The sequence below is a fragment of the Streptomyces sp. TLI_105 genome (genome assembly GCF_900105415.1).
Classification (GTDB): Bacteria; Actinomycetota; Actinomycetes; order Streptomycetales; family Streptomycetaceae; genus Streptomyces.
This window is the reverse complement of sequence record NZ_FNSM01000001.1, coordinates 5,361,079-5,380,923: the sequence shown is the minus strand read 5'-3', so window position 1 is coordinate 5,380,923 and position 19,845 is coordinate 5,361,079. Positions and strand designations below refer to the sequence as shown.

Genomic DNA, 19,845 nt, shown 5'->3' with positions numbered 1-19,845 from the left:
ATCAGCCTCGGGTCAGCTTCTTGTACGTGGCGCGGTGCGGACGGGCCGCGTCCGGGCCGAGGCGCTCGATCTTGTTCTTCTCGTACGACTCGAAGTTGCCCTCGAACCAGAACCACTTCGAGTCGCCCTCGTACGCGAGGATGTGCGTGGCCACTCGGTCCAGGAACCAGCGGTCGTGGGAGATGACCACGGCCGCACCGGGGAACTCCAGAAGGGCGTTCTCCAGCGAGGACAGCGTCTCGACGTCGAGGTCGTTGGTCGGCTCGTCGAGGAGCAGCAGGTTGCCGCCCTGCTTGAGGGTGAGCGCGAGGTTCAGACGGTTGCGCTCACCGCCGGAGAGCACGCCGGCCGGCTTCTGCTGGTCCGGGCCCTTGAAGCCGAACGCGGAGACGTACGCCCGGGAGGGCATCTCGACGTGGCCGACGTTGATGTAGTCCAGCTCGTCGGAGACGACGGCCCACAGCGTCTTCTTCGGGTCGATGTTGGCGCGGCTCTGGTCGACGTACGAGATCTTGACGGTCTCGCCGACCTTGACGGAGCCGGAGTCCGGGGTCTCCAGACCCTGGAGCATCTTGAAGAGCGTGGTCTTGCCGGCGCCGTTCGGGCCGATGACGCCGACGATGCCGTTACGGGGCAGGGTGAAGGACAGGTCGTCGATGAGGACCTTGTCGCCGAAGGCCTTCGAGAGGTTCTCGACCTCGACGACGATGGAGCCCAGACGCGGGCCCGGCGGGATCTGGATCTCCTCGAAGTCCAGCTTCCGCATCTTGTCGGCCTCGGCCGCCATCTCCTCGTAGCGCGCGAGACGGGCCTTGGACTTGGCCTGACGCCCCTTGGCGTTCGACCGCACCCACTCGAGCTCTTCCTTGAGGCGCTTGGCGCGCTTGGCGTCTTTCTGGCCCTCGACCTTGAGGCGGGTGGCCTTGGTGTCGAGGTAGGTGGAGTAGTTGCCCTCGTAGGGGTGGGCGCGGCCGCGGTCGAGCTCGAGGATCCACTCGGCGACGTTGTCGAGGAAGTACCGGTCGTGGGTGACGGCGACGACGGTGCCGGGGTACTTGGCGAGGTGCTGCTCCAGCCAGTTCACCGACTCGGCGTCGAGGTGGTTGGTGGGCTCGTCGAGGAGGAGCAGGTCGGGCGCCTCGATGAGGAGCTTGCAGAGCGCGACGCGGCGCTTCTCGCCACCGGAGAGGTTGGTGACCGGCCAGTCGCTGGGCGGGCAGCCGAGGGCGTCCATGGCCTGCTCGAGCTGCGCGTCGAGGTCCCAGGCGTTGGCGTGGTCCAGGTCCTCCTGGAGCTTGCCCATCTCGTCCATGAGCGCGTCCGAGTAGTCGGTCGCCATGAGCTCGGCGACCTCGTTGAAGCGCTTCAGCTTCGCCATGACCTCGGCGGCGCCGTCCTGGACGTTCTCCAGGACGGTCTTGGTCTCGTCGAGCGGGGGCTCCTGGAGGAGCATGCCGACGGTGAAGCCGGGCGACAGGAACGCGTCACCGTTGGACGGCTGCTCGAGGCCAGCCATGATCTTCAGAACGGTGGACTTACCGGCACCGTTCGGGCCGACCACACCGATCTTCGCACCCGGCAGGAAGCTCAGCGTCACGTCATCCAGGATGACCTTGTCGCCGTGCGCCTTGCGCGTCTTGCGCATCGTGTAGATGTACTCAGCCAAGAGAAACCGTCCGGCAAAGAGTGAGTGGGCAGATACACCCCATCTTGCCTGACCGCCAGCCCCAGGGGCGAACCAGTAGGTGGAGGGCCCGTTGACCTGCGCGTTCCCGGATCACCCTCGTAGCTGACCTGTCACTGTTGGTCGTTACCGATCACCCCTGAGCCCCTTCGCACGGCCCACAGACGGCCCGGCCATCGCCGCCCCGAGCCGTGTACTGGCGCTGCTACTCCTCGTCGCTGCGCTCCAGTACCAGGCTGACGGACCCGTCCTCCAGCCCGTTGCTGTCTTCGAGGTGCAGATGGGCCCCATCGGGAACGCCGTCCCCGGCCAGCACCAGCAGATGCCCCAGCCAGTGTCCTGAGGCCGGCCGCATTCGCCTCGATGACGACCTCGCCCCCGAGATGGCGTACCTCGATCCGCGCGTCCGCGTCCCACCTGAAGACCAGTCTGGCACCGTCCGCCACGGCTGTGACCTGGGTGCTCTCCGTTGGGGCGCTGCTGAATTCAGGGTTCATGCCGACCATGATGACGCCGGCCGCACGTGACTCCGGAGGGTGTTGCCGACTCATACTTTTGCCCCGGTCAGTCGGACTTTGGCCAAGCAAGCGTGGCTAGCTTGTCCCCGCCTAACGCTCCACCTGCGCAACAGGGTTGACCCGGTTTCTGCCAGGAGCCCTGGTTAGGCTGCCAGCGACATCGAACTACATCACGAGGGTGGGGCAGTCATGGGGAGACTGAAGCTGCAACCGTTGGGGTCGGAGTGCCAGGGCAAAGACTGTCGTTCAGAAGGAAAGATCCTGCGTGACCCCTCGGATGACATGGAGATTCAACTCATCCTCGGCGAGCTGGGGAAGTACGACTTGGCCACCGGCTTCACTGAAGCCATCCGCTCTTCGATTGACTATGTCCTTGATGGTGCGCGCACTGGGCGCTATGACCTCCTCTCAAAGGATGTCCACCCAGGGGAGCGCGCGTCCGTCGGGGCAAAGCTGGAATACGAAGTGCAGCGTGTTTTCAAATGGAAGAAATCTAAGCCGCTCGATATTGAGCTCGCCGGCGTACCAGTCGATCTGAAGAGCACCGTAGGCGACAACTGGGCCATCCCCACAGAAGCGCATTGCCATATCTGCATCTGCACCCAGATACGCCTAAAAGACAAGTCTCATCGGAGCTGGTTGATTCGAACTCATACGTCATGGCTTTATCGAGGAAAAGGGAACAAGGACGGCAAGCGTGGCATCGCCGTGGATGCCCGCAATCAATGGGGCGTCCCTCTATACGACTGGACTCGATTGCCAATAAATCCTCTCACCCTGCTCACGGAGAGCCAGGCGGAACAAGTCTTCGATGGCGGGCAAGGGCAAGAAGTGAGACTGCTCAGGCTGTTCACCTATCTACCCAAGATAGTGATCGAGAGAAGCGTCATACTCACCGTGTGCGCAGGGAAACAAGATCCTATGCGTAGAGCTCGAGCAATCAAAGAGAAGGCTACAGAAAAGGGAATACTTCTCTTGTGTGGTAAATGGGTCAGCGATCGAGTCGCGGCGGAAGGTCATGGGTTCACCTTGGGGCCGGGGGATTGGGTTGCCATTCCTGACGAATCGGCAGTAAAGGAGACGACCACAGGTACAGAATTCTTGTTCTAGCCTCTAAAAACTCGGGATGCGCGATGTGCTGCGTCACGCCTCCGCCCCTACGTCGCGGACTCAGTGGGCGTCGTACGCAGGCACAGACGGGTGATCTTGCTGTGTGAGTCCTGTTGTCAGTGCCGTCAGGTACGCTCATCGATCGCCGCTTACCGATCGGTTGTGGAGCTGATGTACCAGGTCAGGCCGCAACGACTCCTGGAGACCAAGTGCAACCTACCCAGATCGTGGACCTCTTTGCTGGCCCTGGTGGGCTTGACGTGGCAGCAGAGAAGCTCGGTGTCGCGACCGTAGGCATCGAGTGGGATGGCGCCGCTTGCACGACCCGGCGCGCGGCCGGTCTCGCGACGGTCGAGGGCGATGTCCGGGGCTATGGGCCATCAGATTTCCCTGATGCAGATGTCCTCGCAGGCGGGCCGCCATGCCAGACTTTCACGGTTGCCGGCAGCGGTGCTGGACGCAGGGCGCTCGATGATGTGCTTTCCTTTATCAAGCGGGTCGCGGCCCGGGAACCCCGCGATCAGATCGATCGTGACCTCGCCAAGATGGAGGACGAGCGAACTGGGCTTGTACTGGAACCCTTGCGCTGGGCTCTAGAGGCGATCGACAGCGGTAGGCCATTCAAAGCAATTGTGCTTGAGCAAGTGCCAGCTGTGCTTCCGGTCTGGGAAGCCTACGAAGAGGTGCTGGCGGCCGAGGGATACGCCACGGACAGTGGGATCCTGCGCACCGAGGAATACGGCGTGCCACAGACTCGCAAAAGAGCTGTTCTTATCGCTCGCAAAGACGCCGAAAAGGTGAGCCTCCCCGAGGCTACTCATCGGCCGTATCGAAAAGGCGTCAACCGCGAAACTGGTGACAGTCGCCTTGAGCCGTGGGTGAGCATGGGAGAGGTTTTGGACCGCCCTTACATCTTCTCAGTAATCTCCAACTACGGCACGGGAGGCGACCCTAGGGCGCGAGGTCGCCGCGGATCATGGGAGCCCTCAGCAACAGTAACAGGAAAGATCTCTCGCAATCGCCTGGTTTCCGAGACGGGTGAAGAACTCAAACGATTCACCTTTTCAGAAGCCGGCAGATTGCAGACTTTTCCCCGTGACTACCCGTGGTCAGGGAATGATGTTGGTCAACAAATCGGAAATGCTGTCCCTCCTCGTCTTGCCATCCACGTCTTGAGTGCCGCGTTCGGATGGGCTTCACCGTCGAATGATCTACTCGCTAAACTCGCCCTCTGGAAGGGTGAGGAAAGTGATCAAACAAGTCACGAGCCGTCCACTGGTTCCTGCCTGGCTCTCTGATGCGGCGGAGTCCATTCACGGTCAGTCGTATGAGCCTCTAAGGTGGCTGGCCACGCGCTCGACCTATCCTGATCTGAAGCGGCTTGGGCGGGTGCGTGACCTTGGGCTTTGAGACGATGGCGTCCGGGCCTGCATGGGTCGCCAGAGTCGCTTTCTCGGTGACGCTATCCAAAGCCTGCCCTGCCAAGATGGGGCAGCCTGCGGCTGAGGCCATAGCTCGTCACACCCCTGAGTGTCTGTAGCTGGCTGGGGCGCCGCAGTTTGAACCTGGCGGCGCCCCAGTTGATACTCAGTGCGTGTGAACGTCCGGCTCCCTGTCGGGATTGAGTAGCTCATCCTTGACACTGGTGCCCATCAGGGCATGGCGGCCGCCGTGACACTCAGAGCACAGTGTCACAAGGTTTTCTTTGTCGTTCTTCCCGCCCTGGTGCACGGGCAGGATGTGATGAACCTGAAGCGAGACCCCTTGGCCAGGGATGCGGCCGCAGTCCTGGCATGTCTTGTTGTCGCGTTCCAGGATCTCGTACCGGAGCTTGATGGCCTCACGCACCCTGGGAGGGCGTTTTTCCAGAGTGGAGAGTCTGTACGAACCGGGCGGAAGGGACGGGTCGTCGATGCTTGAGGCGATCTGCCAGCCCTCTTCCTCCAGCTCACGGATCCTGCGGGCGTAGGATTTTATTCCAGCAATATAAGACAGCTGATCTTTATCAGCCGATTGCGGGCTGATGGTCTGCAAGTAGGTGAGCATTTTTATTTTTCCGGACCCTTTGGATTTTCGCGCATACTTGGCGAGTCTCCAACGCTCTGCCAGTTCTTCATCGGGCTGGTCCGTTGTGAGCATGTAGTGGTCGTGCGGCATGTCGTCTCTGGTGATACCCGACTCAATAGGCCATCCGTACTCGACTCGAAGTTCCCGGATACGGCGAGCCCACTCCGTAATGCAGGCAACTCCTGCCAGCGCATCAGCCGGGACCGACTGCCCGACGCGTTTCCTCAGGTAGAGCAATATGGCATCGCGACCGGATTTAATCCCTAGAGCTCGGTTCACCTGTGAGAGCGCCTCACGCATCTCCCCCGAGAGGACACCAATCTCTGCTGCGGACTCCAGCCATGAGTCTTGGTCGAGTCCAGTGTCCTGCGTCTGCTCTATGACCTTCAGGTAGCGCCTCACGGCCACCACCGCATCCGTCAGAGCCATTGCGGGATCCCTCCCCGCTTCTGCTGCCACAGTTCCCTCCCCGCGTGACTGCAAGATCGTGAAGGCAGCCTAACTTGTCGCTTTCGGGGACGGTGCTCTACTGGTGGTCAGTGCGGGCACATGGACGCCGGATTGATGAGTAACCGCTTTAGGAGTTCGATCGGACCGACCGTACGCAACCAACGGCCGAGCGCTCCCCTGCCGCTGCTGACTGCCTCCGGCCTCCCATATCCACCGCTGTTGATGTCAGCTGTGGATGTCAGCCGCCGGTCACCACCACGACCGCTTCTTCTTACGGAGCTCCTTCTTCTTCGCTTCGGCTTCCTTCTTCTTTCGATCCGCCTGCGCGTGGGCTGTCCACCCTCCCTGGTGCTGGTAGCACTGACCGCTGCCTACGATCGCCGGCCGCGCACACCGGCCCCCATCCTTCTTCCGAGCCCCACACTTCGGCTGGATCACGCCCTGTCCCTCCCTAGAGCCCGCACGGACAACGGCAGCATCTCTCCAACCACGAGGGCCAGGGAGGCGCACACGGGGGCACGGTGGGGCACATGGCCAGGGCCCATCGGCCGGCAGTTGCCGACCGACAGGCCCCAGCTGGGTCAACCGAGAGATCCACCCTGGCGGCAGGGCACTGCAGGAGCCGCCATCTAGCCAAACCAGGCGGGCAAACGACCTCTTTACATGAGCGAGAGGGCCCCCACCACCCACCTACTTATTTCCGTCAGCAGTTGATCCAGAGTCACGACCCCGATGGCACTCTTGTTCCCCGCGACTCCCCGCACGATCTGGCACGCGTGTGGCACGAAACCTCGGAATCGTCCAGGGGGCTGGATCACATCCAGATCGACCCAAGCGGCTATCCAGGCCGCAGTGCTGCCGCGGTTGACACCCTTACGCGTCCTCCATCGCCCTGGGTCACTTTTGCGGTCAGGAAGCAGCCCAGCGCTCCCCACAGAGGACACGTAGGCACGCCTTTGCCATCCAGTGTGGCCTCAGGGGCCAGGAGCCACTAGCCCGGGAGGAAACTTAGCCATTCGCTGTAGGCGTGCTCGACGTTCTGCGATTGGCCGGATAGCAAGGTTATCCAATTTCGATGCAGACCCTTTTACGCCTGCGTAAAGCGACGCCGCTGAAATCGCAACATCGGAGCCGACTGCGACCCAGCCATTGAGGAAGAAGTTGGATACTAGATCCCAAGTGATGGCTACTGCTGCGGGTGCCGCAATGCCATCGATCCATCCTGGGTAGGTATCGATTCCCCCCTCCTTGATCACCCTTTCAACCCTGGCCCAGTCTTTCTTGGCCCACCCCGTAGGCGGGCCAAGAGGGAGACGATCCGCAAGATGCGCCTCCCGGGCTCTATTCAAATTATTCGCCCAGGATGTGATTCGATTCTCGACTTTCCTCTCCAATAGGGCAGAGTTGAGGATTACTGAAGCAAGCATGGATTCTGGGGTTACAGTGAATGCCGCGCTGGCTGGTGACACCTGTACACCAGGGAGCCCTTCCCGGATGGGGTGCTGAATCAACTGATCTCGCGAGATGAGTTGGTGATACCTACCGCGAAGGAAAGCGGAAATTATGAACGCATCCCTAAGGTCTGGAAAAGTGCCCGCCTGAGGGAGGTTGCCATCCTTTGCAAGCCCTGCGTACCTGCTTAGCAAGATGGCGTCTCGGCTAGCTCTGTGAAGCATTCCCATGTGGCCCTCGGTTTGCCCGAGGAGTGAAGCAATTAGCGGAATAAGGGTTTCATCGAAGAGCCCATAAAGCCTCATGGAATGTTCTTCCCATGAGTGCCCGACGGACCATTCCAGCCATGGGATGAAGTTGTCTCGATCCTGAAGTGAGCGCGACAGGAGATCCCGCAATTCGGCATCGTGTTGGGCTGCCCAGGCGGATGTTGCCGCGAGGGCGTTGTTCATCGATTTCCTGCTTGGAATACGATGGTCGATGGCCTCCATGTCGCTGAGTGCCCTAGTGAGCTGTTCATAGCTTCCACTTGCCGCACCAGACACTCCTACACCCGGAGCAACTCGAAATTCTTTGCGCCCTATCAGGGCGATCGTCGCGGAAAGTGCTGTAGATTTATCCCAGTCACTCCAACCCTCAGGGTGCTTACGGTCACCCGTAAGAGTTATGAAGATCTGATACAAGGTTGCCGAATCAATAAAACCTTGCGCCTTCGCCATCTTGTCCTCACCGACCCAAACCTCGTGTCGGTTAATGAAGCTGATGAGGAACGATCAGCCACCTCTGCACTGCTTGCCAGCAGGGAGGGCGACGAACCGAATTGTGCACCACCAGCCCATTGGCCATACCGCCGATGCACACTTCAACGGCGAGGCCATACACTTTCAGGCTTCCACAGAGGTGCGGGATCTACATCTTGGACGGCGCGTAACGCATTCTTGCTAGCGGCCAGCCGGCGTGATCAAGCGTGTAGAGGCTGTAGCCGTGGAGTCGACCGCGCGGCTATAGCAAAGCCTTTCCAGCCCACCTTGCAGCGGTTCCCCCTCACTCCCATCCCGTCTGCCGTCGGCCCACACACCGTGGAGCAGGCGCGGTGCCGGGCGTCCAGGTGGAGCGCGCCACTGTACGAACGACCTGGACGCCCGGTGCCGTGTCTGCTCGGCTCTGCCTGGGTCGACGGCAGACGGGATGGGAGTTCCCCACCGCCACCCCCCACCGGCCGGCACCCGCTCACGGAGCCCCCGCCATCCCGGAGCCTGAGCGCCCCCGCCGGAGGCATCGTCTTGAGCCGCACCCGTGTACCCGTCTTGGCCGCATCGTGGTTCGTCACCCATCAACCCGAGCCGTCAGGCGTGCGGCCGGCGGCCGGGCTGGAGCGGGGCGCAGACAGGAGCGCAGGCCCGGGCGACGGGCCGCGCGCGCCGCGCCGTGCGCGGCGGGTGCCTTGATGAAGTAGAGAAACTCTCACCGCACCTGTTCCCCTGTCCCTGTGACTGAGTGCCCCACTAGGCTTGTGCCGGTCGGCACAACAGACACAAGGAGGCGTGCTTAAAGGATGGGACCCAAGTCGGAGCGGGTGTACCGCACGATCTGCGAGTGGATCGAGACGGGCAAGTACCCCCCGGGGGCCAAGATCCCTTCTGAGCGCACGCTGGCCCAGGAGTTGGAGATCGGACGAACGCAGCTGCGGCAGGTCCTAGCCAAGCTCGTCTCCGAGGGTGTCATCGAGGTTCACGATCGCAGCTCGTACCGCGTGCCGAACCGCACCGTAAGCGTCCAAGCACCGACGGATCTTGAGCCGTGGCAGATCCACGGTGAGCGCACCCTCTACGACAACCAGTGGGTGAAGCTCGAACTCGTCGATGTAGAGCCTCCCGGCGTTGAGCGGTTCGAGCATCACGTCGTTCGGCTTCAGCACGTCGCGATTGCTGCCGTCATCGACGACCAAGATCGCGTCCTCATGCTCTGGCGGTACCGCTTCGTCCCGAAGTCGTTCGGCTGGGAGCTTCCCGGTGGAATCGTGGACGCGGGAGAGTCCCCCTCCGCGACGGCACTCCGCGAGGTAGAGGAAGAGACTGGCTGGCGGCCGGATGGGCTTGAGCACGTCGTGACGTACCAGCCCATGGTGGGCATGGTCGACTCCCCGCACGAGATCTTCGTGGGCAATGGCGCGACGCTCGTGGGCGAACCGACCGACCTCGAAGAAGCCGGCCATGTCGCTTGGGTGCCGCTCGCAGACATCCCTGAGCTGATGGCCCGCGGGGAACTGATGGGGTCAGGAACGCTCGTCGCGCTCCTTCACGTGCTGGCGTCCCGCGCGGCGAAGAAGTCTGCTACAGGCGCTGCGTAAGCTGCTCGATTCGCCGGCGTTGGCGTACCGACCCAGTGCGATTCGCAAGCAGGCGAGCCTGGCGGAGCTGATCGAGAGCCTGGTCATACTCGCCGCGTGCCAGGTGGGCTTGAGCAAGATCGGATCGGAGACCTGCCGACGCTCGTATAAACGTCGGATCGATGGCGTCGAGAGCCTCGTAGAGACTCTGTACCGCTTCGTCGTCGCCGATCAGAGCTAGTGCGTTGCCTCGCCACCGTGTCAGATGTCCGTGGTTGAGGAAGATGCTGAGCATGTCCGGGTCACGCGCCTCCTCGCCTTGCGGGAGGTGCCGCATCGCCCTGTCCAGTGCTCGATGGCAGTCGTCGGGCAGCCCCGCCTTGGCACAGATCTCGGCTTCCGCCGCGTAGAGCCATGCTGTGAGCCTCGGCGACATCGCCGCGCCGCCAGCACGCTGAGCGTTTCGGATCAGCTCGACTGCCGTCTCCGGCCGACCGGCATCACAGAGCACGTACGCCTGCTCAGCCATCGCGTGAGCGAGATACATCGGCTCGTCGGCTTCCTTGGCGGCGTGCTTCCCCAACTCGTAGTGACGCCATGCCCGCTCAATAGCTCCGACATCGAGGGCCTGCCATGCGGCCAGGGTTGCGGCTCCAGCCAGCGCGCGAGCCACTGGACGCCTCGTCTCCGGCAGTACAGCAAACGTCAGGGCATCCTCAAGGGTCGCTAGGTGTCCTGTCATCTGGTCGATGAGACTTGCAGCCCCCATCTGCCGGTCCATGGTCCGCAACAGTTCCGTCTGGTCCATGAACGTGTTGACCATGGTGAGGCTCACGTTCCGAGCTGCGTCGATACGGCTCACGAGTTCGTCATAGCCGTTCGCCTCAACGGAGGGGGCGACGACGCCAGCGGTCCTGCCCTGCAACTCGTCATCAGTTACCCCAAGCAGAACCCGAAGAATCTTGGCGTATCGCTCCGATATGGACCGCCGGCCGTTCTCCCACTCAGACACGTAGACGCGGAGGCTGGCGTCTGAGGCAACGGTGAGCACGTGCTGCTTCGCGTGCTGCTTGATCTCGTGAACCAGACGCTCTTGCGACCACTGTCGCGCGTTCCTTGCTGCCCGCAGTCCATTCGTCACGTGCGCCGCCCTGCATGTGAAGCCCGATCTGTAACGCCAGCATGCCCCACGTTGCCGCAGGTCGTGAGGGGTTAACCGGACAGGTGTTAACCCCTGTTGACTACCAGGCCGTTGAGGCACGCGGTTCTCTAGAGGCAAGCCAGACAAGTGGATTGAGAAGTCTCTCCGACCGAACCACTTGACATCTGGTGCGCACCAGATGCAACCTACTGGTGCGCACCAGTTGAGGGCGTAAGTGCCCATGGACCATCCACTGGGCCCGATAACAACGCACAGGAGCGGCGCCCTACCGCCAAGCAAGTACGCCGCTCCCACCCCTCCGAAAGGGAGTTCCATCATGCGTCAGATCCCCGTCGACACGTCCGCCGCGATGGTGATGGTGGCCCAGCCCCCGGCTCCGAAGATCGCGAACCGGCAGACCGGTGAGGTTGCCACCGACCGCGAGACCGGCGCGACGCTGATGACGATCGACGTCATGTTCGTCATGGACGGCAACGCCGAGATCCTCAACCTGACCGTCCCCGAGACCGGCATCTCCGGCGAGCTGGCCATGGGCACCCCGGTCGCCCTGACCGGCGTCGTCGCCCGGCCCTGGGAGAACGAGTTCAACGGCCAGAAGCGCCACGGCATCAGCTTCCGCGCCGTGGCCGTCACCTCGCTCGCCGCCCCGAAGGCGGCCTGACGATGACCGCCTTAACGGTCGCCCTCGCGCTGGTCGCCGCGGTCGCGCTGTTGCTGCGGTGGCAGCGTCCGGCCTGGTACTGGATGACCTTCGGTATCGGTCTCGCGCTCGTGCGGGTCCTGCTCCGGTACTCCTCCGTCATGGACGCGTGCGGGCTGACCGTCCCGCCCTCGCGCTGGCGCCTCGCCCTGGCCCGGCTCACCGGCCGGCCGATCCCGGACTCCCGGGCTCCTCGGATTCTGCGGCTGCGGCCGACGCGGACGGGTCTGGTGCTTCGGGTGAAGCTCCGCCCGGGTCAGGACGCGTTCGACTTCTCGGCGGCCTCGGACCGGCTGCGGCACTCGTTCGTCATGCGGAACGTCACCACCCGGGAGATCCGCTCCAGTGTCGTTGAGCTGCGGATGACCGGCTACGACGTCCTCAAGCGCGTGCAGATGCCCGCCCTGCCCGGTGGCGGGGCGATGCGGGTGCCGGTCGCCCTGCGGGAGGACGGAGAGGTCTACTACCGCGACTACCGGCAGATCCCGCACGCCCTGAACGTCGGCGCCACCCAGTCGGGCAAGTCCGTCTATCAGCGCAACCTCGTCGCCGGCCTCGCCGCGCTCGATGTGGCCCTCGTCGGGATCGACTGCAAGCAGGGCGTGGAACTCGCCCCGCTCGCCCGCCGGTTCACGGCCCTGGCCGACAATCCCGACACCGCCGCCGACCTCCTCGACGCCCTCGTGGGGCACATGGAGGACGTCTACCAGCTCATCCGGCACGAGCAGCGGCTGAGCGCGGACATCCCGGACGCGGAGATCACCGCCGACATCTGGGACCTCCCCGACCACCTGCGGCCGACCCCGATCGTCCTGCTCGTCGACGAGGTCGCCGAACTCGCCCTCTTCGCCACGAAGGAGGAGGAGAAGCGGCGGGATCGGATCATCACCTCCCTTGTCCGGCTCTCCCAGCTCGGCCGCGCCGCCGGCATCTACCTGGAGATCTGCGGGCAGCGCTTCGGCTCCGAGCTCGGCAAGGGCATCACCATGCTCCGGGCCCAGCTCACCGGCCGAACCGCCCACCGCGTCAACGACGAGACCTCCGCCAACATGGCCTTCGGGGACATCTCCCCGGACGCCGTGCTCGCCACCATCCAGATCCCCACCGACCGGCCCGGCACCGCCGTCGTCGGCGACTCCTCCGGCGGCTGGGTCCGCATCCGCACCCCGCATCTCACCCTGCGGCGGGCCGTGAACCTCTGCAGCGCCCAGGCTCACCGCACCCCGGAGATCCCCGCGCTGGACGCCTTCCGGCCCGTCCTGCCGCCCCTGGCGAAGACCCCGGCACCCGTCATCGCGACGGCTCCCGCGACCGCCTGACCCACCCCCGCCCTACGGCTGGCGTGACCGTCTCACGCCAGGTCCCTACCCCTCCCATGCCTGAAACCGGAAAGGAGGCGCCCCGATGGCCGCTCGCAAGACCACCGCCCGGAAGACCGCGCCGAAGAAGTGCCCCGACTGCACCGGCGCCGGTGAGACCGCCGAGACCGTACGCGTCGGCTCCCGCAAGCTCCGCGACACCGACCACCAGCAGGCCGCCCTGTGCCTGTCCTGCTTCGGCACCGGTGAAGCCACCACCTGACCCCGTCGATCAAGGAAGGAGGACCGCGATGCGCCCCACGCTCCGGCCGGACGCCGTCCTCGTGCAGGCCGTGATCGCCGGTGCCCTGTCCTTCGCCCACCTGCACGACCTCGCCGAAGCGGCCGGCCAGACCGGATGGAAGGCGTGGGCCTACCCCGTCTCCGTCGATCTCCTCCTCGTCGCCGCCTGGCACCGTCTTCGGAGCCTCCGGGCCGCCGGTACCTCGGGTCGGTCGGCCTGGACCTGGTTCATGGTCGCCCTGGCCGCGTCGCTCGGTGCGAACGTCGCCACCGCCGGGCTCCTCGACCTCACCGACGTGCCCGACTGGCTGCGCATCCTCGTCGCCGGATGGCCCGCCCTCGCCTTTCTCGGCGGCACCCTCCTCGTCCACTCCCCCGGGCACCCGGAGGTCGCCGAGCCTGACGAACCCAGTAGGGACACCGAGGAGCCCGTGGCCGTGGAAGCGGTCATCGAGCGGGACGACATGACCGAGCCGGAGCCGGAGATCGCCCCCGCACCGGCCCTGCCCTCCCCCGAGCCGGAGCCGGTCACAGAGCCCGCACCGGCCCCGGAGCCCGCCCCCGTGCCCGTACCGCCGGCGCTCGTCGCTCACGCACGCAAGGTCGCCGACGACTACCGCGCCCGCACCGGCTACCCGATCGACGCCGACACCCTGCGCGCCCGCCTCGGCGTCCCGCACCCGATGGCCCACGCCATCGCCGCCCAACTCGCCTGAAAGGAGAGCACGATGCCCGCCCGCGACCACTTCCACTCCGTGATGCGGATCGGTCCGGTGCAGATCGGCACCCACCGCGACCGCCACGGCCGCATCAAGTACGCCGCCGTCTGCACGGCCGACGACTGCGGCTGGTCCGCCGAGTACTCCAGCTCCTCGGCCGCCCAGCTCGCCGCCCGAACGCACCGCTGTAAGCCCCGCTGACCTCGAAGGAGAACCGCGTCATGGACGTCCCGCTCTGGCTCGCCCTGATCGTCGTCGGCGGCCTCGGCATCAAGCTCATCCGCCCGCCCTGGTGGCTCGTCGCCGTGATCCTCCTCGGCGGCTACCTCCTCGCCGACAGCATCCTCGCCCCGCTCATCGACACCACGATCAACAAGTAGGGAGAACCGCCATGCTCCGCCCCCGCATCCCGGTCAACCCGCTCCCGACCGGCATCGTCACCCCGCTCGTCCAGCCGACCACCGCGACCAACATCGAGCCGGCGTCCTGCCACCACGACCACACCCCGGCGCCCGTCCCGGCCACGCCCCGCCTCCAGGTCCCCGCCGTCCGCCTCACCCCGACCGGCCTCGTCACCCTCGTCGCCGGCGGCGCCGGACTCGTCCTGATCGTCGGCACGGTCCTCGTCTCCATGCTGCTCGCGGTCGCCATCACCGGCGCGTCCGTCGCCGTGGTCGCGGTCGTGCTGCGGCTGCTGGTCCGTGACATGCAGAAGGGCCGGTGACCCCCGTGGACACGTACACGCTCGCGACCGCCGGGTTACCGGCCCTGGGCTGGGCCCTGCACGGCGGACTGCTCTGGCGCCGTCTGGCGACCGCCCGCCGCGACCCGCTGACCGGCCTGCACACCCGCGCCGGTTGGACCGCCCGCGCCGAACGCCTCATCGCCAAGCACCCGAACGCCCTCGTGCTCCTGGTCGACCTGGACGACTTCAAGGCCGTCAACGACACCCACGGCCACGCCGCCGGAGACGCGGTCCTCACCGCCACCGCCGACCGGCTCACCGCCTGGTGCGGACGCCACGGCATCGCCGCCCGCCTCGGCGGAGACGAGTTCGCCGCCGTCGTCACCGACCCCGACCGCACCGCCGGCCTCTTCGCCCTCTGGTCCGCCCTGGACAGCCCGGTCACCCACGACGGACACGTTCTGCCGGTCTCGGCCTCGGTCGGGCACTGCCACCGCGACCAGCTGCCGGTTCCGACCCTCACCGACGCGCTCTCGGCCGCCGACGCGGCGATGTACGCGGCCAAGGGCCACGGCAGGCGCAACACACACTGAGCGGCCCCCGGGACGGCCTCGGTCGCCAAACTTCCGCCGCCCCGGGCGCCTTCAACCCCCTTCCAGATCCACCGGACCCGAAAGGGACAGCCCATGATGCCCCAGACCACCCCGCGCGTCTGCCGCGACTGCGACGGCTTCGCCACCGCCACCATCACCACCGGTCTCCGGACCAGCGACGGCGCCCGGGACACGATCCGCGTGAACTGCCCCACCTGCCGGGGCCTCGGCCACACCGTCCCCGCCCTCCGCACCGCCCGCCTGACCGGTGGCGCCGCGTGAACGCCAAGCCTCGGGTCCTGGACCTGTTCTCCTGCGCCGGCGGTGCCGGAATGGGCTACCACCTCGCCGGGTTCGCGGTCGACGGCTGCGACATCGTCCACCGTCCCAACTACCCCTTCGCCTACCACCGGGGCGACGCCCTCGACTACCTCGCCCGCCTGATCACGTCGGGGGACATCGAGCGCTACACCCTCGTCCACGCCTCGCCGCCCTGCCAGGCTGGCTGCGCCCTGACCGTCGGCACCAACGCCTCCCGGGGCTGGGGCAACGCCCACGTCGACCTCGTCGTCCCCACCCGTGAACTCCTCGACCGGACCGGCCTGCCGTACGTGATCGAGCAGCCCAACGGCCGCGCGGAGATCCGCAAGGACCTCACCCTGTGCGGCGAGATGTTCGGCCTCGGCGTTCTGCGGCACCGCAACTTCGAACTCGGCCACTGGGCCACCCCCCAGCCCGCCCACCCCCGCCACCGGGGCCACGTACGCGGCCACCGCCACGGCGTCCGTCGTGAGGGCCCCTACGTCGCCGCGTACGGCAAGGGAGGCGGCAAGGCCACTGTCCCCGAGATGCAGCACGCCATGGACATCACCTGGACCGACGTCCACGAGGAACTCACCGAAGCCATCCCGCCCGCCTACACCCGCTGGATCGCCACCGCCTTCATGACCGCCCGACAGGAGGTCTTCGCGTGACCGACTCCGCCACCGTGGCGGGCCTGGACTCCGCCACCCTGAGCGACATGCTTCGGGTGGCCGGGTCCACCGGCTTCGACCGCTGGAAGGAGCAGATCCACCGAACCGGCGGCTGCTCCAACCCCATCCACCTCCAGGGCTGGACCCTCACCCAGGACAAGACCACCGGCGAGACCCTCCACCGCTACTCCACTGACACCGAACCCGGCGGACGGCTCCGCGTCGCCTGCGGCAACCGGCGGGCCTCCCGCTGCCCCGCCTGCGCCTGGACCTACGCCGGGGACACCTTCCACCTCATCCGCGCCGGCCTCGCCGGAGACGACCGCCGCGACATCCCCGGCACCGTCCGCGACCACCCCCGCGTGTTCCTCACCCTCACCGCCCCGTCATTCGGGCCCGTTCACAACCGGCCCGGCGCCCGGCTCTGCCGCTGCGGTACCCGCCACCCCGAAGACGCCGCCGAACTGGGCACCCCGCTCGACCCCGACACGTACGACTACGCCGCCGCCGTCCTCTTCAACAACCACGCCGGGCAGCTCTGGGACCGCTTCGCCAAGCGGCTTCGCCGAGAGATCGCCGCCGGTGCCGGTCTCTCGCAGCGGGCCCTGAAGGAGGTCGCCCGGATCTCCTACGGCAAGGTGGCCGAGTTCCAGAAGCGGGGCGCCGTCCACTTCCACGTCGTCGTCCGCCTCGACGGCCCGGACGGACCGGACGCCCCTCCCCCGTCCTGGGCCACCACCGAACTCCTCACGGCCTCGATCCAGTCCGCTGCCGCGCACTCGTACACGACCATCACCGTCCCCGCCGCCGGCGACCACCCCGCCCGCCGCCTCCGTTGGGGTACCCAGCTCGACATCCGGCCCGTGAAGGCGTTCGGCGACGGCTCCGATATCACCGAGCAGGCTGTCGCCTCATACATCGCCAAGTACTCCACCAAAGCCGCGGAGACCACCGGCAGCCTCGACCGCCGCATCGGCAATCGTGAGGCTCTCTTACTGCTTGGCGTCCCCGACCACACCCGGCGCCTCGTCGAAGCCTGCTTCGACCTCGACCCGCTCTACCCCGACCGCCGGCTCCTCGCCTGGGCCCACATGCTCGGCTTCCGCGGCCACTTCTCCACCAAGTCCCGGCGGTACTCCACCACCCTGAGCGACCTCCGCCAGACCCGCGCCGACTACCGCGCCGAACAGGAACGCACCGCCCGCGGCCTCGACGACATCGAGCCGGACACCGTCCTCGTCCTCACCTCATGGAGGTATGCCGGCCAAGGCCACACCCCGGGCGAAGCCGCCCTCGCCGCCTCCATCGCCCGAGACATCCAGCTCAACCGCGAGACCGCCCGCGAAGCCCTACGCGCACTGCCCGATGAGAAGGAGTGGTGACCATGTCGCACAGCCTCCCCGACCGGTACCTGACCCCGGTCGACGTCGCCGAACTCCTCGGCGTGCCCATCGAGACCATCTACCAGTGGCGCCGCAAGCGGACCGGGCCCCGGGGCTTCCGTGTCGGGCGGCACGTGCGCTTCGACCCCACCGACGTGCAGACCTGGGTTCGGGCGCAGATGGAAGGGGCCGCTGCCTGATGGCCGGACACATCCAGGATCGATGGTTCAGGGTCGAGACCGGCCCCGACGGCAAGCCCCTCAAGGTCAAGACCGAGCGCTACGGCATCGGTCTGCGCTACCGCGCTCGCTACGTCGGGCCCGACGGCTCGGAGAAGAGCAAGAGCTTCCCGGACAAGCAGAAGCGCTTGGCCGACGTCTGGCTCACCAACATCGAAGCCGACATGGCGCGGGGCCAGTACATCGACCCCAAGGCCAGTCGGACGACCTTCCGGGAGTACGCCGAGCGCTGGATCGCCGCTCTCACCACGGACCTGAGCAGCCGTGCGGCCGTGGAAGGACGCCTTCGCCTTCACGCGCTGCCGTACCTCGGCGGTCGCCCCATCGGCTCGTTCCAGGCGGAGCACATCCGCGACTGGAGCCGACAGCTCGAAGAGACCGTGGGGTCCGCCTCGTACCGGCGGCTCATCTTCGACGCGGTGTCCTCAGTACTGAACGCTGCCGTGGACGATCGGCTCCTTGCCTCGAACCCTTGCCGGGCCCGGTCGGTCAAGGCTCCCCGGCCGGCGCCTACTCGGGTGCATCCCTGGTCCGCGTCCCAGGTCTTCGGGGTCCGTGCCGGCCTGCCTGAGCACTTCCAGGCAATGGTGGACGTGGGCGCCGGATGCGGGCTTCGGCAAGGGGAGATCTTCGGGGTCGCCGTCGACAACATCGGGGATCTCGGCTGGCTCTACGTCCGTCAGCAGGTGAAGAAGGTGCGCGGTGGGCTCGTCTTCGCTCCCCCGAAGCGCGGAAAGCTCCGGGACGTCCCCCTCGACCCCGAGGTCTCGGCGGCCCTGCGCGAGCACATGAAGCGCTTCCCGCCGGTCGAGGTCACGTTGCCGTGGCTGACGCCGAGCGGACCGAAGGTGACTCACCGGCTCGTGTTCACGGCGCCTGCCGGAACGGCCCTGTGGAGCAACGCCTTCAATGACCAGACGTGGAAGCCGGCGCTCGCCTCCGCCGGGATCATCCCGGTCCCGGAGAAGGGGCACCGGTACGCCGCCGCTCGTGAGCACGGGATGCACGCGCTCCGGCACTTCTACGCCTCGGTCCTCCTGGACGCCGGCGAGAACATCAAGGCGCTGAGTCTCTACCTCGGGCACAGCGATCCGGGGTTCACGCTCCGGGTGTACACGCACCTGATGCCGAGCAGCGAGACACGCACCCGGAAGGCCATCAGCGCGATGTACCGGGCTGCCGGTCACGCTCACGACGGCCCGGAAACCATTCAAGCTGCTGCCTGAGACAGCCCCTCATCTGCGGGAAACTGCTGGTGAGGGGCTGCTTCGCGCTCTCACTCGGCAAGTCCTCAAGCATGGGGCGGCGATGGCGCTCAGGCGCGAAAAGGGCACCCACAGCCATCGCACTGCGGGCAGGATGCCACTGACGTGATTCTTTCAATCAGTCAGGGGGTCCCATGGGAAGCGCGCTCATTGGGTTAGCTGCTGCTGTGGTCGGTGTGACGGGCACGCTCATCGCGTCTGTCCTGTCGCAACGCCTGCTAGGCCGCGTTCAATCAGAACAGTTCGAGCGTCAGCAGCAGGTGGCTGCAGCGCAGTGGCACCGCGAGCAGCAAGTAGCCGAGCTGAATCGTCGGCGCGACGCCTACATGCAGGTCAATGCGTCCCTCCGACGCTACCGAACGCATCTCCTGAACTTCCTGTGGACCGTGCACAAAGGAGCTGTCACGCCGGAGGCTCGGGAGCTGGTCGAGGAGGCGCGGCGCGATCACCACTCGGTCTTCGCTGAGGCGCAGCTCATCGCGTCCGCAGCGGTGCTGGCCCAACTGGATGAGATGACGAAGGTCTTGTCTGAGGTCTACCGGCGGACCATGAGTCTGGAGGAGGGGAATCCTGATCCGGATGGGTCCTTCGACGACATAAGGGCCGACTTCGTTCGCCTTTGGGAGCGATGGGAGACGATGCGCAGTGTGATGCGCACCGACCTTGGCGTCGGGCACGGTGCCAGCGAGCAAGCGGCAATCGGGGCCTGACCGCTCCCCGCTCGTCTGCCTGACGGCCCAGAGACGGCCCAGGCTGCCTGAGACGGCCCCTCATCGGCGGGAAACCTGCTGGTGAGGGGCTGTTTTGTGCCCTCCGCCGGAGAGAAACACCCCATCTTGCCTGACCGCCACCCCCGGGGGCGAACCAGTAGGTGGGGAGCCCTCCGACCCTCGCCTCGGGGCCCCTGATCCGTGC

General features: G+C 65.9%; 21 protein-coding genes. 17 read left to right on the top strand and 4 right to left on the bottom strand.

Going from position 1 to position 19,845, the window contains the following annotated elements; all coding sequences use genetic code 11:
- Position 1: 1 nt before the first annotated feature.
- A complete protein-coding gene (gene ettA / locus BLW86_RS24625; RefSeq protein WP_093876055.1) occupies positions 2-1,666 on the bottom strand; it encodes an energy-dependent translational throttle protein EttA in 1,665 nt (554 codons plus the stop codon).
- A 725-nt stretch (positions 1,667-2,391) separates the two neighbouring features.
- On the opposite strand from ettA, the gene BLW86_RS24615 reads away from it, so the two are divergent.
- The gene (locus BLW86_RS24615; RefSeq protein ID WP_093876054.1) at positions 2,392-3,312 is read left to right on the top strand and encodes a NaeI family type II restriction endonuclease; all 921 of its coding nucleotides are present in this window, start codon (positions 2,392-2,394) and stop codon (positions 3,310-3,312) included.
- A 119-nt stretch (positions 3,313-3,431) separates the two neighbouring features.
- Positions 3,432-4,610: a DNA cytosine methyltransferase gene (locus BLW86_RS24610; protein ID WP_371129580.1), complete on the top strand. Its 1,179-nt coding sequence runs from the start codon at positions 3,432-3,434 to the stop codon at positions 4,608-4,610.
- 289 nt (positions 4,611-4,899) lie between these two features.
- Here BLW86_RS24610 and BLW86_RS43290 read toward each other — a convergent pair whose 3' ends face one another.
- A complete protein-coding gene (locus BLW86_RS43290; protein WP_093876052.1) occupies positions 4,900-5,808 on the bottom strand; it encodes an HNH endonuclease in 909 nt (302 codons plus the stop codon).
- 995 nt (positions 5,809-6,803) lie between these two features.
- Positions 6,804-8,000 (bottom strand): hypothetical protein, encoded by a 1,197-nt coding sequence (locus tag BLW86_RS41575; RefSeq protein WP_143060273.1) that lies wholly within the window; start codon positions 7,998-8,000, stop codon positions 6,804-6,806.
- A gap of 836 nt (positions 8,001-8,836) precedes the next feature.
- Here BLW86_RS41575 and BLW86_RS24595 point away from each other — a divergent pair.
- Positions 8,837-9,631 carry an NUDIX domain-containing protein gene (locus BLW86_RS24595; protein WP_093876050.1) on the top strand — a complete coding sequence of 265 codons (795 nt, stop codon included), beginning with the start codon at positions 8,837-8,839 and terminating at the stop codon, positions 9,629-9,631.
- Here BLW86_RS24595 and BLW86_RS24590 read toward each other — a convergent pair.
- A complete protein-coding gene (locus BLW86_RS24590; RefSeq protein ID WP_371129579.1) occupies positions 9,615-10,751 on the bottom strand; it encodes a helix-turn-helix domain-containing protein in 1,137 nt (378 codons plus the stop codon). The two genes, BLW86_RS24595 and BLW86_RS24590, sit on opposite strands and share 17 nt — an antisense overlap.
- A gap of 337 nt (positions 10,752-11,088) precedes the next feature.
- On the opposite strand from BLW86_RS24590, the gene BLW86_RS24585 reads away from it, so the two are divergent.
- The 14 genes from BLW86_RS24585 (at position 11,089) to BLW86_RS24525 (ending at position 19,640) form a co-directional block, all read left to right on the top strand.
- A complete protein-coding gene (locus BLW86_RS24585; protein ID WP_093876048.1) occupies positions 11,089-11,433 on the top strand; it encodes an SCO3933 family regulatory protein in 345 nt (114 codons plus the stop codon).
- Positions 11,434-11,435: 2 nt separating this feature from the next.
- Positions 11,436-12,791: an FtsK/SpoIIIE domain-containing protein gene (locus BLW86_RS24580; protein WP_093876047.1), complete on the top strand. Its 1,356-nt coding sequence runs from the start codon at positions 11,436-11,438 to the stop codon at positions 12,789-12,791.
- A gap of 85 nt (positions 12,792-12,876) precedes the next feature.
- Complete coding sequence (locus tag BLW86_RS42130; RefSeq protein ID WP_177181740.1) at positions 12,877-13,053, top strand: hypothetical protein; 177 nt, start codon at positions 12,877-12,879, stop codon at positions 13,051-13,053.
- Between the two features lie 28 nt (positions 13,054-13,081).
- Positions 13,082-13,789, top strand: a complete 708-nt coding sequence (locus BLW86_RS24575) for a DUF2637 domain-containing protein (protein ID WP_093876046.1) — start codon at positions 13,082-13,084, stop codon at positions 13,787-13,789.
- Between the two features lie 12 nt (positions 13,790-13,801).
- Positions 13,802-13,993, top strand: coding sequence for a mobile element transfer protein (locus BLW86_RS24570; RefSeq protein ID WP_093876045.1), 192 nt, complete (start codon positions 13,802-13,804; stop codon positions 13,991-13,993).
- Positions 13,994-14,013: 20 nt separating this feature from the next.
- Positions 14,014-14,172 (top strand): hypothetical protein, encoded by a 159-nt coding sequence (locus BLW86_RS24565; protein ID WP_093876044.1) that lies wholly within the window; start codon positions 14,014-14,016, stop codon positions 14,170-14,172.
- Between the two features lie 11 nt (positions 14,173-14,183).
- Positions 14,184-14,516, top strand: a complete 333-nt coding sequence (locus BLW86_RS24560) for a SpdD-like protein (RefSeq protein WP_093876043.1) — start codon at positions 14,184-14,186, stop codon at positions 14,514-14,516.
- A gap of 5 nt (positions 14,517-14,521) precedes the next feature.
- Positions 14,522-15,070, top strand: a complete 549-nt coding sequence (locus BLW86_RS24555) for a GGDEF domain-containing protein (RefSeq protein ID WP_093878841.1) — start codon at positions 14,522-14,524, stop codon at positions 15,068-15,070.
- A gap of 93 nt (positions 15,071-15,163) precedes the next feature.
- Positions 15,164-15,352 carry a hypothetical protein gene (locus BLW86_RS24550; RefSeq protein WP_371129578.1) on the top strand — a complete coding sequence of 63 codons (189 nt, stop codon included), beginning with the start codon at positions 15,164-15,166 and terminating at the stop codon, positions 15,350-15,352.
- Between the two features lie 50 nt (positions 15,353-15,402).
- On the top strand, positions 15,403-16,044 hold the full coding sequence (locus BLW86_RS24545) for a DNA methylase (protein WP_256341702.1): 642 nt from the start codon (positions 15,403-15,405) through the stop codon (positions 16,042-16,044).
- Positions 16,041-17,426, top strand: a complete 1,386-nt coding sequence (gene repSA / locus BLW86_RS24540) for a replication initiator protein RepSA (protein WP_305632733.1) — start codon at positions 16,041-16,043, stop codon at positions 17,424-17,426. Before BLW86_RS24545 ends, repSA begins: the two co-directional genes overlap by 4 nt.
- A gap of 2 nt (positions 17,427-17,428) precedes the next feature.
- Entirely contained in the window at positions 17,429-17,626 is a 198-nt protein-coding gene (locus tag BLW86_RS24535) for a helix-turn-helix transcriptional regulator (RefSeq protein WP_093876041.1), read from the top strand.
- Positions 17,626-18,891 (top strand): tyrosine-type recombinase/integrase, encoded by a 1,266-nt coding sequence (locus BLW86_RS24530; RefSeq protein ID WP_093876040.1) that lies wholly within the window; start codon positions 17,626-17,628, stop codon positions 18,889-18,891. The genes BLW86_RS24535 and BLW86_RS24530 overlap by 1 nt, the downstream gene beginning before the upstream one ends.
- 173 nt (positions 18,892-19,064) lie before the next feature.
- Positions 19,065-19,640: a hypothetical protein gene (locus tag BLW86_RS24525; protein ID WP_143060272.1), complete on the top strand. Its 576-nt coding sequence runs from the start codon at positions 19,065-19,067 to the stop codon at positions 19,638-19,640.
- Positions 19,641-19,845: the final 205 nt, after the last annotated feature.

What these genes read in the sequence shown, in the direction of transcription:
- BLW86_RS24545 (WP_256341702.1), top strand. Translation starts at nt 15,403, where the DNA reads ATGGGCTACCACCTCGCCGGGTTCGCGGTCGACGGCTGCGACATCGTC.
- BLW86_RS24615 (WP_093876054.1), top strand. Translation starts at nt 2,392, where the DNA reads ATGGGGAGACTGAAGCTGCAACCGTTGGGGTCGGAGTGCCAGGGCAAA.
- BLW86_RS43290 (WP_093876052.1), bottom strand. Translation starts at nt 5,808, where the DNA reads ATGGCTCTGACGGATGCGGTGGTGGCCGTGAGGCGCTACCTGAAGGTC.
- BLW86_RS24530 (WP_093876040.1), top strand. Translation starts at nt 17,626, where the DNA reads ATGGCCGGACACATCCAGGATCGATGGTTCAGGGTCGAGACCGGCCCC.
- BLW86_RS24585 (WP_093876048.1), top strand. Translation starts at nt 11,089, where the DNA reads ATGCGTCAGATCCCCGTCGACACGTCCGCCGCGATGGTGATGGTGGCC.
- BLW86_RS24550 (WP_371129578.1), top strand. Translation starts at nt 15,164, where the DNA reads ATGATGCCCCAGACCACCCCGCGCGTCTGCCGCGACTGCGACGGCTTC.
- BLW86_RS24580 (WP_093876047.1), top strand. Translation starts at nt 11,436, where the DNA reads ATGACCGCCTTAACGGTCGCCCTCGCGCTGGTCGCCGCGGTCGCGCTG.
- BLW86_RS24525 (WP_143060272.1), top strand. Translation starts at nt 19,065, where the DNA reads ATGGGAAGCGCGCTCATTGGGTTAGCTGCTGCTGTGGTCGGTGTGACG.
- BLW86_RS24570 (WP_093876045.1), top strand. Translation starts at nt 13,802, where the DNA reads ATGCCCGCCCGCGACCACTTCCACTCCGTGATGCGGATCGGTCCGGTG.
- BLW86_RS24535 (WP_093876041.1), top strand. Translation starts at nt 17,429, where the DNA reads ATGTCGCACAGCCTCCCCGACCGGTACCTGACCCCGGTCGACGTCGCC.
- BLW86_RS24565 (WP_093876044.1), top strand. Translation starts at nt 14,014, where the DNA reads ATGGACGTCCCGCTCTGGCTCGCCCTGATCGTCGTCGGCGGCCTCGGC.
- BLW86_RS24575 (WP_093876046.1), top strand. Translation starts at nt 13,082, where the DNA reads ATGCGCCCCACGCTCCGGCCGGACGCCGTCCTCGTGCAGGCCGTGATC.
- BLW86_RS41575 (WP_143060273.1), bottom strand. Translation starts at nt 8,000, where the DNA reads ATGGCGAAGGCGCAAGGTTTTATTGATTCGGCAACCTTGTATCAGATC.
- BLW86_RS24595 (WP_093876050.1), top strand. Translation starts at nt 8,837, where the DNA reads ATGGGACCCAAGTCGGAGCGGGTGTACCGCACGATCTGCGAGTGGATC.
- BLW86_RS42130 (WP_177181740.1), top strand. Translation starts at nt 12,877, where the DNA reads ATGGCCGCTCGCAAGACCACCGCCCGGAAGACCGCGCCGAAGAAGTGC.
- BLW86_RS24560 (WP_093876043.1), top strand. Translation starts at nt 14,184, where the DNA reads ATGCTCCGCCCCCGCATCCCGGTCAACCCGCTCCCGACCGGCATCGTC.